General features: G+C 64.9%; 8 protein-coding genes and 1 tRNA gene. 1 reads left to right on the top strand and 8 read right to left on the bottom strand.

Translation table 11 applies throughout. The features are described 5' to 3' along the window. The coding region (locus tag QZY03_RS04735; protein WP_295578622.1) for a CARDB domain-containing protein at nucleotides 1–3682 on the top strand (3682 nt) is incomplete at its 5' end. Nucleotides 3683–4010: 328 nt separating this feature from the next. Here the strand turns inward: QZY03_RS04735 and QZY03_RS04730 are convergent. The 8 genes from QZY03_RS04730 to QZY03_RS04695 form a co-directional block, all read right to left on the bottom strand. Further along, nucleotides 4011–4086 (bottom strand) — tRNA-Ile (locus QZY03_RS04730). Nucleotides 4087–4268: 182 nt separating this feature from the next. Beyond that, nucleotides 4269–5783 carry an NAD(P)H-hydrate dehydratase gene (locus QZY03_RS04725; RefSeq protein ID WP_295578621.1) on the bottom strand — a complete coding sequence of 505 codons (1515 nt, stop codon included), beginning with the start codon at nucleotides 5781–5783 and terminating at the stop codon, nucleotides 4269–4271. Between the two features lie 11 nt (nucleotides 5784–5794). Beyond that, nucleotides 5795–7261, bottom strand: a complete 1467-nt coding sequence (locus tag QZY03_RS04720) for a glycogen synthase (RefSeq protein WP_295578620.1) — start codon at nucleotides 7259–7261, stop codon at nucleotides 5795–5797. A 268-nt stretch (nucleotides 7262–7529) separates the two neighbouring features. After that, nucleotides 7530–8741 carry a hypothetical protein gene (locus QZY03_RS04715; RefSeq protein ID WP_295578618.1) on the bottom strand — a complete coding sequence of 404 codons (1212 nt, stop codon included), beginning with the start codon at nucleotides 8739–8741 and terminating at the stop codon, nucleotides 7530–7532. 100 nt (nucleotides 8742–8841) lie between these two features. Next, a complete protein-coding gene (locus QZY03_RS04710; protein ID WP_295578617.1) occupies nucleotides 8842–10371 on the bottom strand; it encodes a glycoside hydrolase family 57 in 1530 nt (509 codons plus the stop codon). A 173-nt stretch (nucleotides 10372–10544) separates the two neighbouring features. Beyond that, nucleotides 10545–10799 carry a LuxR C-terminal-related transcriptional regulator gene (locus QZY03_RS04705; RefSeq protein WP_295578616.1) on the bottom strand — a complete coding sequence of 85 codons (255 nt, stop codon included), beginning with the start codon at nucleotides 10797–10799 and terminating at the stop codon, nucleotides 10545–10547. 64 nt (nucleotides 10800–10863) lie between these two features. Continuing rightward, nucleotides 10864–13953, bottom strand: coding sequence for a glycoside hydrolase family 44 protein (locus QZY03_RS04700; protein ID WP_295578615.1), 3090 nt, complete (start codon nucleotides 13951–13953; stop codon nucleotides 10864–10866). Beyond that, on the bottom strand, nucleotides 13931–14857 hold the full coding sequence (locus QZY03_RS04695) for a hypothetical protein (RefSeq protein WP_295578614.1): 927 nt from the start codon (nucleotides 14855–14857) through the stop codon (nucleotides 13931–13933). Before QZY03_RS04695 ends, QZY03_RS04700 begins: the two co-directional genes overlap by 23 nt. Nucleotides 14858–15049 lie beyond the last annotated feature (192 nt).

Genomic DNA, 15049 nt, shown 5'->3' with positions numbered 1-15049 from the left:
TGGGTACCGCTACGTCAATGACCTATCGGCAGGGCAGTCGGAATCCGCGACGATCAACGTCACGTTGCCCAAGACGCTGTCGAATGGCGCGGGCGCCTATTACGTCATAGCCAAGGCCGATGCCGATAGCGATGTCACGGAGTCCAATGAAAACAATAACACGACTTCTCAGAGTCTGGGTCTCGGCCCGAATGTCGACAATCACCTCCTTGATGGTTATTGGCACAGTGGCGAGCTGAGCACTGTCGGTGAAGTTGATCGCTTCGCCGTGGATCTGCTGGCCGACGGGCTGAACTGCATCCTGGTTCAAGAGACCACGGCGGGCATTGGCGGCATCGACCCGGCTATCCGTATTCTGGATGCGACGGGTACGCTGGTCGGTGAGGCGACACCTTCGGTCTTCGGCAACACGGCCTATGTCATCAGCGTCGAGCAGTCCGGCCGTTATTTCATCGATATTCAGGACGCAGATACCGGTCTGACCGACAGCGCGGATGATGTGGGCAGCTATCGCTTCAAGGGCGGCAGTTTTCAGGCGGTGGCGGATGGGTTGCTGGATGCAGTGGATCTCTTTACCTCTGATGGCTATTACACCACCTTCGCCACTTTCGCCAAGGCGGCCTATCAACTTTCGACTGTGACCTTGTCGAATGGCAATCAGGCCTATGTGGAGGAGTTGCATTCAGGCCAGTCCCAATTGCCGACTGGCCATGTTTACGGGGTCGATGGCGTGGATATCAACGGCGGCGGGGACAATTTCGTCAAGGCCTATGCCGACGATGCATGGCAGACTCTCGTCGATAGCGATTGGGAGATTCTGACGCCGGCCACAGTTGGCGGTTTTATGGGTGAGTATTTTACCTACGAATCGACCACTCTCAATGATTACGAATGGTTTCTCGAAGGTGATGGCATCTATCACTGCGAAAATGCGGCGGCCTTCGCCGCCGTGTGCGGCGATGCGTTGATGATTTCTTTCCGGGGCACCAATGACAATGATGACGAATGGTTCCCGAATGGCAGTTCACCCGATGAGAGAAACTGGTTCGATATGCCTGGCTATTGGGATGAGTTGTCGCCCTTTGTCGAGTTGACGGATTGGTATGTCGATTATTTCGACATTAGCAGGGTCTATGTAACGGGCCATAGCCTAGGCGGGGGCATGGTATTGCCTTATATGGAGGCCCACCCAAACGGGGATGTCGCCTATGAGGCGGTGACCTTCGCTGCGCCCGGATATAATTGGATTGACGATTCTAATGTCGGTGACGAGCGGCTGATTCGTATCGAGATCGATGGCGATCAGGTCCCAGACCTCGGAGATCAAGATTCCGGCTATGTCGTTACCGCCGATATTGCTGGGATGGTCAATCTGGCCGAGTTCGATGATTACAGCTGGCACTCTAGCGACCTCTATCTTGAGGTAGCGGAGGCCTTGGATGCTGAATTGCCAAACACTCTGACGGTGAATGCCAACCAGTTGCATGGGTTCGACCTGGATTACTTTACCTCGGATGACAATGTTGATCGTACCCTTGAGGTCTCCTTGACTGGGCAGATCGACCCCGATGCCGCAAATCCGGAGCGCTACACATGGCAGAACAAGCTGGTGCCACAGTTTGAGTTGATGGAAGGAAACAATGTGCTGGCGGATACGCCGAATTGGGGGGAGACCGACTATTTTCTGGGCGGTGCCGGTAACGATACCCTTGGCGGCCTTGGTGGTTTGTCCGCCCCAGTCGGCAGTGTGTTGATCGGCGGGTTAGGCAACGATAACTATCGTGTGGATCATGCCGATGACCAAGTCATCGAACTGGGTGGAGGGGGCACGGATACCGTGAATAGCTATCTAGCCAACCACACCACCTTCGCTAATGTGGAGAACGTCCGTATCCTGGCTACGGGCGCTGCCAACCTCACCGGCAACGCACTCAATAACATCCTTTATGCCGGAGTCGGCAACAACGTCATCGATGGCGGAGGGGGGACCGACACCGCCGATTACCGATATGCCGCCAGCGCGGTGACGGTCAGTCTAGCCGTCATCACCGCCCAAGCCACGGGTGGCTCCGGCAGTGATACCCTCACCAATATAGAGAACCTCACCGGCTCGCGCTTCAACGACAGGCTCACCGGCAACTCCGCGGCCAACGTCCTCGACGGGGGCTTAGGGAACGACACCCTCAGTGGCGGCGCCGGTGCCGACACCGCCGCCTTCGGGTCAGCCACCGCGGCGGTCACGGCGACCCTGACCGCGACCGGCGGCCAAGCCACCGGCGGCGCCGGCAGCGACACCCTGAGCGGCATCGAGAACCTGACCGGATCGGCCTTCAATGACCGCCTCACCGGCAACACCGCGGCCAATGTCCTCAACGGCGGTGCCGGCGGCGACACCCTGACCGGCGGCGACGGCAGCGACACCTACTACGTCGACCATACCGGCGACCTGGTGACCGAGACCAACGCCACGGCCACCGGCGGCATCGACACGGTCTACAGCGCGCTGTCCGCCTACACGCTACGCGCCAACATAGAGAATGGCCGCATCAACCGCACCGGGGCGGCCAACCTCACCGGCAACGCACTCAACAACGTGCTGACAGGCAGCGCCGGGGCCAACGCCCTGGATGGCTATAGCGGCGACGACACCCTCGACGGGGGTCTGGGCAACGATACCCTCACGGGCGGCACCGGTGCCGATACCACCGCCTTCGGGTCGGCCACCACGGCGGTCACGGCCACCCTCAATGACACCGGCGGCGGCAGCGCCACGAGCGGCACCTACACCGACACCCTGACCGGTATTGAGAACCTCACCGGCTCGCGCTTCAACGACAGGCTCACCGGCAACGCCGGGGCCAACGTACTCGACGGCGGCTTAGGGAACGACACCCTCAGTGGCGGCGCCGGTGCCGACACCGCCGCCTTCGGGTCAGCCACCGCGGCGGTCACGGCCACCCTGACCGCGACCGGCGGCCAAGCCACCGGCGGCGCCGGCACCGACACCCTGAGCGGCATCGAGAATCTGACCGGCTCGGCCTTCAACGACCGCCTCACCGGCAACGCCGGGGCCAACGTCCTCAACGGCGGTGCCGGCGGCGATACCCTGACCGGCGGCGACGGCAGCGACACCTACTACATCGACCACACCGGCGACCTGGTGACCGAGAGCAACGCCACGGCCACCGGTGGCATCGACACGGTCTACAGCGCCCTGTCCGCCTACACCCTGCGCGCCAACGTGGAGAATGGCCGCATCAGCGCCACCGGGGCGGCCAACCTCACCGGCAACGCACTCAACAACGTGCTGACGGGCAACGCCGCGGCCAACGTCCTGACCGGCGGCGCAGGCGTCGATACCCTCACCGGCGGGGCTGGCGCGGATGTCTTCCGCTTCGTCATCGCCAGCGAGGGCGGCGATCGCCTCACGGACTTCACCAGCGGGAGCGACAAGCTCCAGGTGGTCGGCGGCAACTTCGGCATGACGCCCGGCGTCACCCCGCGCTTCTTTGCGAGCGCCGCTTCCTTAACGGGCACGGGAGCCGCCTTCATCTACACCCAATCCACCGGGACGCTGGTGTTCGACCGCAACGGCACCACGGCGGGCGGCGCCAGCACGCTCGCGATGCTCAACGCCGGCACAGCGCTGCGGGCCACGGATTTCCAGGTGCTCGCCGCCTGAGCGTTGCCGCCGGGCGGCCGGCGCTCACCTCGGCCCTGTCGTCCGCTGGACGGCCTGACTGACGCCGTCCTCTACCGGTCGGCCCGGCTCCGCCCGCTTCCACTGCCTTGGTCTGCGAATGGGGGCAGTCCCGTGGCCCGGTCCCCGTCTGCCGGGCGGTGGCCGGCTGGCGAACCGACGAACCCCAACAGGTTGAGACCCGCGCGGACCGGCGCCCGGGACCGGGACAAGGCATGACCACCGCCCCGGAAATGCGCCGGGGCCAGGGACTTGCGGGCACAAAAAATCCCCGTGTCTGGCATGAACACGAGGATTGTCAGTGTTTTAGTGGTGGGCCGTCTAGGATTTGAACCTAGGACCAAGGGATTATGAGCCCCCTGCTCTAACCGCTGAGCTAACGGCCCGTAAAGCAGTTTGGCTGAAGACCGTCCATGGCGCTCCGATCATATCGGCAGTCCTGCCGTCTTGGATTCTTCACGATGAGTTTCGTGGTCTTATAGAAACGTCGAACGCGATAACCGGGTGTAGGGGCGGGTTTCAAACCCGCCCCTACACCAAGGGTCTGTCCGGATATCAGGTAGGAAGGCTATCCTATAGGGCGCGTGAATACGCCATTGGCGACCGGCCGCAGCGCAGCCAGGATGTCACCCGCGAGCAGACCTTTTTCGCCGTCCCGGGCCGCATGATCGCCCGCCGCCGCGTGCAGACAGACGCCGGCTACGGCCGCGTCTTCCGCGTCCAGGCCCTGGGCGCGCAACGCGGCGATGACCCCGGTCAGCACGTCGCCCGCCCCCCCGGTGGCCATGCCGGGATTGCCGTCTGAACACAAGGCCGGCGGACGCTGCGATGGACCCTGAATCAGGGTCCCGGCACCTTTCAGGACCGCGACTCCGCCGTAGCGCTGCTGGATGGTCCGCGCCGCCAGAAAGCGATCCTCACCGATCCGCGCGGTGCCCAGCCCGAGCAGCCGCCCGGCCTCCCCCGGATGCGGAGTCAGCACCCAGTCCGGACCAGCGCCGGGCTGTTCGGCCAGGAAGTTCAGCGCATCGGCGTCGACCACCAGCGGTTTGCCGCAGCCGCGGACCCGCTGCCAGAGTGCGCGTCCCCAGGGACCGCGCCCCAGACCGGGACCGATGGCGATGACGTCGACCCGCTCGATCAAATGATCCAGTGTCCGTCGGTCCGCGACCGCGCTGACCATGAGTTCCGGCCGGGTCAGATTGAGCAACTCGGCATGCGCCGGATGGGTGGCGATCGTGACCAGTCCTGCGCCGGCGCGCAGGGCGCCCTCGCCCGCCAGTCGCGCCGCGCCGGACATGCCGGGCGCTCCGCCGACCACCAGCACATGGCCGAAATCACCCTTGTGAGCGCTGCGGCGACGCCGGCCCAGGCGCGTCGACTGCTGTGCCCAGTCGATCCGCCGGGCCGCGAGGATCTCCTGGGAATAGACCAACGGGGGCACGTCCAGCATGCTGAAATGGAGGGTGCCGCAGTGATCCGGGCCGGCACCGGTGAAGAGTCCCTGCTTCAGACCGATGAAACTGATGGTGGCGTCGGCCTGCACGGCGATTCCCAGCACGGCGCCGGTATCCGCGGCCAACCCCGATGGCAGGTCGATCGCCAGGACCGGTGCACTCGCCCCATTAACCGCCGCGATGGCAGCAGCCGCGAGACCGGTCACCGGTCGATCGAGCCCGATCCCGAACAGCGCATCCACGATAACCCCGGGCCGTCGCGGCAGGCTGCCGAATGGTTCGAGGTCGCCGCCCGCCGCACGATAGTCCGCAAGGGCCAGTGCCGCATCACCGCTGATGCGCTCCGGGTCACCGACCAGCAAAACCCGCACCCGACGGCCGTCCGCCCGGGCCAGGCGGGCGACCACGTAACCATCTCCGCCATTGTTGCCCAGTCCGGCCAGCACGGTGACACACTCGGCCGTTGGCCAGCGGGCGCGCAGCAGGTCATAGGCAGCGGTTCCGGCGCGCGTCATCAGCACGATCCCCGGAATGCCGTGCGTCTCGATGGCCGCGCGGTCCAGCGCCCGGACCTGGGCGGCCCGGTAGAGCGCGTGCGGCAGTTGATCGGTCACCGTCGGCGGCATCACAGCTGCACTCACCCGCGCAAGTGATGGTAGATATCGAGATACTGCTGGCCGGGCTTGTTCCATGAGTTATCGGCGCGCATCCCGTTGGTCCGCAATTGCCGGAAGTACTCCGGAAAGCGGAACCAGAGCCCGATAGCACGGTCCATCGCCGCCTCCAGACTGGCCGGCGTGAGGTCGTCGAACAGGTAGCCGTTGCGCTCCTCGAACGGCTTGTCCGAGTAATTGGCGTCGAACACCGTATCCGCCAACCCGCCGACTCGCCGCACGATCGGCACCACGCCGTATTTCATGGCGATCATCTGCGTCAAACCGCAGGGCTCATAGACGCTGGGGATCAGGATCATGTCGGCCCCGCCATAGATCAGGTGCGACAGCTCTTCGTTATAAGTCAATTCCAGGTGGCAATCGGGATTGGCGTCCATCTCGTGCTTAATGCCCCAGAACAGCTCGCTCACTTTCGGCTCGGGGGCTGAGCCGAGGAGCACGAACTGGCAGCCGTTCTTCAGCGTGTGATAGATCGCGTGACGAATCAGGTCCACGCCTTTTTGCCGATCCAGCCGACTGACCACGGAGATGATCGGCTTGAACACGTCTTCCAGCCCGACCCGTTCGCGCAGGGCGCGCTTGCTCGCCGCCTTATTGGGCAGGCTGTCGGGGCCATAAGGCTTGGGCAGATGCGTATCCAGTTCCGGGTTCCACACCGAATAATCGATCCCGTTCAAAACGCCGCCGAATTTCCGGTCATAGTATTGCAGCACCCCCTGCAGGCCCATCCCCTGATCGGTATGCTGGATCTCCCAGGCATAACGGGGCGACACGGTGGTCACGAAGTTGGAGAAGACGATCCCGCCCTTCATCAGATTGGCCGCGCGGTGACTGACCGGGTCGAGCAGCCGCTCCATCACCAATAAGCGATCGGGCCGCAGGCCGACCTGACGCAGCACCTGCTCGCCCACCACCCCCTGGTGGCCCATGTTGTGCAGCGTGTAGCAGACCCGGGAATGGGTCATCCCCAGCGCCTGATAGATCTCATACAGGAGGACCGGCACCAGACCAGTCTGCCAGTCATTGCAATGGATGACATCCGGATGCCGGCCGGACTTGTACATGAACTCCAGCACCGCGCGGCAAAAAAAGGCGAAGCGGTGGGGATCATCCGGCTCACCATAGATCTTGCCGCGCCGAAAGAAGTTTTCGCGGGCATGCTCGTCGATGAAATAGCACTTGAGTCCGTCGACCTCGCCACATTCGACGTCACAGTGAATCCATTGGTCGTAATAGGGCACCCACAGATCCTGATGGCACTTAGTCAGACCCCAAATCCGGTCAAAACGCAACATGTCGTACTTGGGGAGGAAAATCTCGACCTGGTTGCCGCGGATGGCGAGTTCCCGCGCCAGGCCCTGGACGAAGTCCCCAAGACCGCCGGCCTTGGCAATCGGCGCGCACTCGGCGCTGACCATCGCGATGTACATGAGCCCTACCCCCTTGATTCGCTCGTATGTCGGCAACGCTCCGCGTCACCTCTAAGTCGTTATCGTTGTCGTTGTCGTTGTCGTTGTCGTTGTCGTAATCGACCGTTTCTCGGCACTGCAAGGTATGACCGAGGCTCAGTCGGATCGACTACGACAACGACAACGGTCGGAAACGGTAGCAATCGATCTGGTGTGCTGCACGAGCTTGATGCGCTCCTGGCGGCCGGGTGCCAGTATACGCCAGCTCGCGACCGACGCCCCGCGGGGCTCAGTCGTCACGCACCTCGCGCAGTTGCGGCGGCGGATGCAGGTCCAGTGCCCGGCGCAGCAGTTCGGGATCATCCACCAGCACGACCAGTTGGAACCGGCCGCCGGGTCCCACCCGGTAAGGATGACCGAACAGATCGATCTCGGTCCCGGGCGCCGCCTGACCGCTGATCCGCAGCTCCGCCAGGATCTGAACACCCATGGACCGGACGGGTTCCTGGCCGTAGGACAAGGGCGCGATCGGTCCATAGTTCACCGGCTCGGCGGCTTCCGGTTCCGCCGCGGTCAGGAACTCCGGAAACACCGGGCGCACCGGCAACGGCGGATACTCCGGTGAACCCGCCCGGTCCCCGTCCTCGTCCTCGTCCTCGCCCTCGCCCGGCGCGCGCATCTCCCGCAGCACCGGACACTCCTGGGCGTCAGTGTGCAGCATGACCCCAAGGGTCACATCATCTGCGGTCCCGCCGGCGGGTGAGGTCGGCACGGCGCAGACGAGCAGCGCGACCGGTGCCGGACTGGCGGGCTCGGTCGGCGGGATTGAACCGGCACCCGGCGGCGAATCGCCGGTGTGCTCCGCAATCAGGCGCAGTGCCAGCGGAAAGATCGGCACGGGCCGCGCGTCAGTCGGTCGCTGGTCGGCCGGTTTCCCGACGGATTGCGTCGGGTCCAAGGCGATCGGGGATAACGGCGCGGCGCGCACCGCGGCGCGCGGAACCGCCGCGGCCAGGTGGCTGAGATCGACCCCGACCTGGGCGACATTGTCCAGGTCGTTCGAGCGGGCCAGCATCAGCCAGCCGCCATCCTCATTGATCAGGCCAAGATCCGCGCGGTAGCGTCCGTGGTCAACCGGCACGGTGAACTCGCGAAACCCGCTTCCCGACCGGGCGACTGCGGCCAGCCGGACCTCATCGAGTTGATCCGAGCCGCCATCCGGGCGCAGACGCCGCAGCCGCAGCACCAGCGCGGGGCGTGCACCGGCCACGGGAAAGGAACCGACCACCTGCTCCAGCGTGTCGGGTTCCAGGCGCCACTGCACCCGCAGGACACCGCGGGCCGCACCGTAGAGCACCACACCAGTGCCGCGCTCCTCGCCGGGAAAATGCGGCACCAGATGGGCAGTGACATCGCCCTCGGCCGCGGGCGGAGTTGGGCGGTCTGACCCCGGATCAGCGGGAGACAACCCTGGTTCTGAGGTTTCTCGTTCCGTGCTCACGCCGGCCCCCTGGACCGTCGCGCGGCACTCCCGGTGCGCTTGCTGATCACCGGGCGCAACGCGGCCCGCGTGCGTCCGCGGTCAAGCACGGTTCACCCTGTCAGCGCCCCTGTGTCCGCTTGGGTCCAGGCCGACCGCCGCCCGGGTGCACCCCGGCAGGCGGCAAGCCGCGACGCGTCGCATTGGTGGTCGTGTCCGGCAGGGTGTCCATCTGAAACTCGGTAGGCGGCCCGCTCGGCACCTCCGGCGGCAGCTCAGGCGGCAACTCAGGCGGCGAGTCACCCGGCAACTCGAACGGTTGCTCAACCGGCAGCTCAGGCGTCAGCTCGCCCGGCAGTTCAATGGGCGGTTCAGGCGGCAACTCGGTTACAGCCTGAACGCTCGGGGGGGCCAGGTCTATCCGTTCGGGTTCCGGCTGCCCCTTCGCGACAACCGGCGGGCTCAGCGCGGCATCCAGGGACGCCGCGACCGTGTCCAGGTCTTTGAATGCCGACGCGGTCCGTTCATGCAGGAGCGGAATCCAGGAATCGCCCCATACAAAGTAACAACTGGTCTCGGCCTCCAGGAGCCGGCGGCGGGCACGCTCCAGCGCCTCCCAGCAATGATGGACGCGCCGGGTCGCATGCAGACGCGTGTGCAGGTTCCAATAACGCGCGCTCAAACGGGTGACCTCCTCCACCGCCGTTTTCTGCCCTGCACTTGCGGCCCATTGGGACAGATCCGGCACGAAACCAGAGCCGACATTCCAACTCCCGGTCTGCACCTGGGCATGGGCCTGCGGTGGATGCTGTTCAAGATAGGCACTCAGTGAAACGGGATTGATCGGATACTCCCCGCCACGGTAATGCTCCATATAAGGGGCGAAAAAATAGCCGAAAAACCCGGATCCCTCATGGGGCTCACGAAACCAGTTGCCGTTCTCCCCATCGGACCAGGTGGTGACCAACCGCGGCTCATGCGGTCGCGGCGAGCCGCCGGTGCGCCAGCGCACCTCGTTCTGGAACCAGGTAGCGTCGAGCCCGGTGTGCTGGGCGGCGGACACATCGCGATCCCGCGGCACCACGGTGATACACACGCCATCATGGCAGGCCAGGTAAGGGCGGAAGACATCGCTGATGCCGTCCTCGGGCAGCACATGGATACCGTCGGCCACCACGTAGTCGAAACCCGCCTCGACCAGGGCCGGAATCATCTCCATGGTGAAGGCCAACTCCGGCGGCCAGAAGCCGCGGGGCATGCGGCCGAAGGCGCGCTGCATGGTGACGCGTCCCAGTTCCAGTTGCTCGGGCCAATCCTCCCGCGGGATGAGCGGAAAAATCGGATGATGCTGGCCCATGCCGATCAGCTCGATATTCTCCGCCTGGGCGTAACCGTCGAGCATCGCGGGAATATCCAGGATGTGGCGGTACAGATCGACCACCCGCTGGTCAAGCAGTTGATCCAGCAGCCCGCCGGAGAAACCGACATGCAGCCGCGCCACGTCACGATACCGCGCGGCGTAGCGCAGCGGGCGCTCGTAACAGCGGATGATCTGCTCGGCCTCCCAGGGGTTGGCTTCGATCAACAGGCGCAGATTGCCCGGCGGCTGATGCATGTGCAGCCCAAGGGCGTGAAAGATAGTGCTTGGCATCGCTTCCCACCGCGGCTCCGGCCGGCCCCGAACGGGGTCGTACCCACAATGGTGATCATCGCACGGCCCCAGGATCAACGCCAGATCGGCGCCGGAGCGCGGCGGCGCCTCAGCCTGGACAGCCCGATCAAAAGTATCCTTTACGTGTAATCACGGGATTTTCCGCACATCAGTCACGTGCAGTCGCCCCTGACGGCGAGCAAGCGCTCCGCCAACTCATCGCGTTGGTGTACTCCCAGCTTGAGATAGATCTTGCGGACATGGTCCTTGACAGTGGCGAGCCTGATATTGAGCTGCCGCGCGATACTCTCCTGGGACTGCCGACGCGCCAGCATCAGGCAGACCTCCATTTGGACCGGCGACAAGGGCAGATCCCCGATCCGCCGCAGCAACCGCAGGGAGGCCGGCTCCTGATGCTCTACCGTCACACCGATCAGGCCCCCGCGCGCGCGGTGGTCGGGTTGATGACCCCGGCCGGCAGGCCGGTGAAAGTCAGGGGGCCGGGGTGAAGGTCGCGGTGACCGCCTTGGCCGCGGTGACATTGCTCAGCGCACAATTGCTACCGGTGCAGGCGCCGCTGAAGACCCTGAAGGTATAACCGGTGTTGGCCGTGGCGGTGCAGATGCTGCCACCGCCATAGTCGACCGGATTCGGTGTGCAACTCACCGTCCCGCCGGCCGCCGGTTTGGCGGTGGCGGTAATGGCGTAGCGCTTGCGGGTGAAGGTGGCCGTGACGGCCGTGGCCGCACTGACATTGCTCAGCGCGCAGGTGGCGCCGGTGCAGTCGCCGCTGAAGGCGCTGAAGAGATAGCCAGTGTTAGCCCTGGCGGTGCAGGTGCTGCTGCCACCGTAGCCCACCGGATTGGGGGTACAGGACACCGTGCCGCCGCCCGCCGGGCTGGCTGTAGTGGTAATGGCGTAGGTGTTGCGGGTGAAGGTCGCGGTGACCGCCTTGGCCGCGGTGACATTGCTCAGAACACAACTGGCTCCGGTGCAGGCACCGCTGAAGGCACTGAAGTTGTAGCCGGCGTTGGCCGTCGCGATGCAGGTGCTGCTGCCGCCGCGCGGGACCGGGTTGGGGGTGCAGATCACCGTCCCCCCGGCCACCGGTTTGGCGGTGGCGGTGATGACATAGCCGTTGCGGGTAAAGGTGGCAGTACAGGTGGTATCGGCCGTCAGTGCAAAGGCGCCGGCACAGTTGGCCGGGCTCCAACCGGTGAAGGTGGACCCGGTTGCCGCCGTCGCGGTCGGGGTTACCTCGGTGCGATAGGCATAGGTCCCGCCGCCGCCGACGGTGCCGGACCCCGTGCCGGCCTGGGCCACCGTCAGGGTGTAGTGGTTGAGCGTGAAGGTCGCCGTGACGCTTTGGGGATCGTCGAGCGTGACGACACAGCTTCCGGTCCCACTGCAGGCGTCGCCCCAGCCGGCGAAGACGGACCCGGGGGACGGATACGCCGCCAGGGTGACCGAGCCGCCCCATGGGAAGTCGACGCTGCACAGGACCCCGCAGTCGATCCCGTCTGGATTGCTCACGACCCGGCCCTGCCCGGTCCCCGCCTTGGCGATGGCAAGCGTGCTCGTCGCCGGCGCGTCCGCCTGATCCGCGACCACCAGCGTGATCGACGAGGGCGGGAAGACCCCGGTGAACCCGCTGTCGGTCAGCCCCTGGTCGGCCTCCCGCACGATGCCCGCCAGATGGGCGGCGCTGTAGCGGTAGACCTGGGCCGTCGCGGCCGGCCGGAACCCGGCCAGCGCGACCGGACTGCTGAGCGCAACCGCGGTCTTGTTGACGACCATCAGCGTCAGCTTGCTGCCCTGCTGTGCCGCATAGACCGCAAGCTTCTCCTGGTCGGCACTCTCGGCGTGGACCCCGGTGTCGCCGAAGGTGGCGCCGTGACCGTCGTAGTTGAGGTACATGCGGAAGGCCATGGCCCCGGGCTGGGTCTTCTTGGGCGCATCCCAAATGGTCGCCAGATCCAGGCCCTCGCGCCCGAAGATTCCTAAGCTGTCGGCCTGGGCCAGCGCGCCGTTCATGTAGCCCATGGCGCCCCAGTTGTACTCGGTGATCGCAAGCTTGGTGCCGGGATAGTGCGCGGCCACCCAATCGCGCATCCGGGGAATCAGTTGCACCGCCGCCGGGACCCAGCTCTCGTCCTGATAGGTGGGATCCCACAGCGAGCGCGTGGAGCGCAGTCGCAGCGCCTGGGTCGAGCGGTTACCCAGCACGCTCGAATAGACGCCGGCGCTGTTCGGATAGCCGTGCAGGTCGAGGTAGTCGAGGATGCGCACCCCGTGCTGCTGCTCGTAGGCGCGCATCTTCTGCAGGTACCAGGCGACCAGCGGGATGCTGCCGTGGGCCTGATAGTCCGCGGTCCCGTTGTTGGTACAGTTATCCACGGCGGAATAGAAATAGGCGCACCAGCCCCAGAAGACCGGTCCGAAGATCTTGGCACTAGGGTCGACGGCCTTGACGACCGGGGCGTAAGCATAGGTGAGGTCGATCAGTTCGTCGGTAGACAGCGGGGTATTGCGGATCGCGTTGTGGGTGCTGTTCCACAACATGGGCTCGTTGTCCAGCGCATAGAACGACACCCCGCCTTCGGCGGCGGTACCGTAGCGCGACCTCAGGTCGCTGACCCAATCCCCGACGAACGCCGGTCCGACCGGGATGGCGATGTCGTTGGGATCGTTGATCACCTGGGTGCCATCGGCCAGCACGCCATTCCCGCAGTCGGGGTCATACTCCCAGTCCGCCCTCTGCTGGGTGCCGTAGACGCTTTGCTTGAAGGCGCAATCGAAGGGGTGGTCTCCCTTCCAGCGCTTGGCGACCCAGCCAATCATGGGCAAGGTCACGAGCGATGCCGTTGCAGTGCGCCGGTTCTGCTCAATGAAGCGGTTGGCGCTCGAGCCGTCGGGGAGGCTCGCCAAGGGGGAATTGGAGATGTTCTCGTAAAACCAGTCGAAGCCGGTGTTATAGGTGTCGTTCTGCCAGTTGTAGGTGGAGGTCTGATTGCCGCCCCAACGGTTGACCGGCAGATGCAACTCCTGCGCCAGCGCCTCGTCCGGGGCGTTCATGCCGTAGATGTAGGGACTGATGGGGTGGCGATCCCGCGCGGAATCGACACTGAGATGGGGACCCGCGGCGGTGCTCGGGGGGGGGGGCGGCGCGCCGGTCGCGTTCACGAAGCCGAGGTCGTCCAGATAGAAAGTCGGCAGCGTCTCGCCGGTGAGATTCCAGAACCGGATGATGTAGACATTGAGGGGATTCAATTGGCTGGCGAGCGGGATATCGACCGCTGTCCAAGCCCCCGCCTGAGCCGTCACCTCCAGCGGCTCGGTGACTGACGCGTCGTCGTTCACGACCTGGACCGTCAACTGCTGCCCGCCGGCCGCTCCGCCATGGATGTAAAAGCGTAGGGTGTCGTAGCCCGGAATCGCGAGGCCGCCTTTGGGGTGGCCGAAAGCGACGAGCTTGTTGGTCTCCAGGTTGCTGACCTCGATCACCGTGGCGCCGCCATGGACCGTGGTCGCGCTCGTCAGATTGGCCGCGGTGGCGTCGTCACCGGACGCGTTTGCGAACATGTCGATCCAGCCCCGGGGCAGGAAATCGGAGTAGACCACCGAGCTGTCCACCGGCCCCTGGTCGGCGGGCCCAGGCCCCGGCACCAGGGCGATATCGTCCAGAAAAATAGGTGGGCATGAGGTCGGGGCTGCCGTTCCACCAGCGAATCGAGTAGACCGTCAGGGGATCGCCCAACTCGTCTAAGGGAATCTCGATCTTTTTCCAGGTATTGGCCTCGGCGGTGACCAGGGTGTCGAGCGTGCTCTCACCTTGATCGTTCATGGCGCTGACCGTGATCTTTTGACCCCCGGCGGTGCCGCCGTTGATCCAAAAGCGCAGGGTATAGAACCCGGCGATGGTCTCGACGGAACGGGTATGACCCAACTGCATGGTATTCCACCCGGCCAGCGAGTCGACCGCCAGCGCGGCGGCGCCGGAGTGGGTCGGGGTGGCGACGACCCGGTTCTCGGTGTTGGTGTTCCAGAAACTCCAGTTGGGTGACTGGAAATCGGTGAACAGGGGCACGGTCCCGTCGCTGCCCTGGGCCCCGACCAGTACGATGTCGTCCAAGTACACGGGCGCCTTGGGGTTCCCGCTCCAGTTGTTCCACTGGATGCCGGCGATATTGGCCCCGGTGAAACCGTCCAGGGGCAGTTCGACCTGGGTCCACTCGTTGGCCACGGGCGCCAAGGGCTGGGCCACGCAGATCGGCTCCGGCGCATCGTCGCACACCCTGACCAACAGGTCCTGCTGCCCACCCTGCTCGCCCCCGTTCAGCCAGAACCGCACGGACTGGACCCCAGTGCGGCTCAGAGGCGGACTCACGTAAAACGACAGGGCGCACCAACCGCAGTCATAGTACAGCGCGATGGATGACTGACCGCCGTGCACGGGTACGGACTGCGCATCGCGAAAAATACCCACCCTAGGGAGGGTATTTGGCGTGAAGCTGTCGAAAGCATCCGCAGCGGAGCAGTCACGCGCGGAAAAGGAAAGGGACCACACGGAGAAAGAGCAAGCGGCCTCGATCAAAATTCCGGCCACTTGGGCTCGCCGGGTGCGTAGTCAGGCCATCCTGGCCTGACACCGTCAGGGCTGGAAGCCCTGACTACGCAA

It is taken from the genome of uncultured Lamprocystis sp. (assembly GCF_903933125.1).
In the GTDB taxonomy this organism is placed as follows: Bacteria; Pseudomonadota; Gammaproteobacteria; order Chromatiales; family Chromatiaceae; genus Thiodictyon.
The sequence above is the reverse complement of the archived record's forward strand: the minus strand, read 5'-3'. Positions and strand labels throughout refer to the sequence as shown.

Bases quoted from the DNA above. Each gene is read 5' to 3' on its own strand.
- QZY03_RS04710 (WP_295578617.1), bottom strand. From the start codon at position 10,371: ATGCCAAGCACTATCTTTCACGCCCTTGGGCTGCACATGCATCAGCCG.
- QZY03_RS04725 (WP_295578621.1), bottom strand. From the start codon at position 5,783: ATGCCGCCGACGGTGACCGATCAACTGCCGCACGCGCTCTACCGGGCC.
- QZY03_RS04700 (WP_295578615.1), bottom strand. From the start codon at position 13,953: ATGTTCGCAAACGCGTCCGGTGACGACGCCACCGCGGCCAATCTGACG.
- QZY03_RS04720 (WP_295578620.1), bottom strand. From the start codon at position 7,261: ATGTACATCGCGATGGTCAGCGCCGAGTGCGCGCCGATTGCCAAGGCC.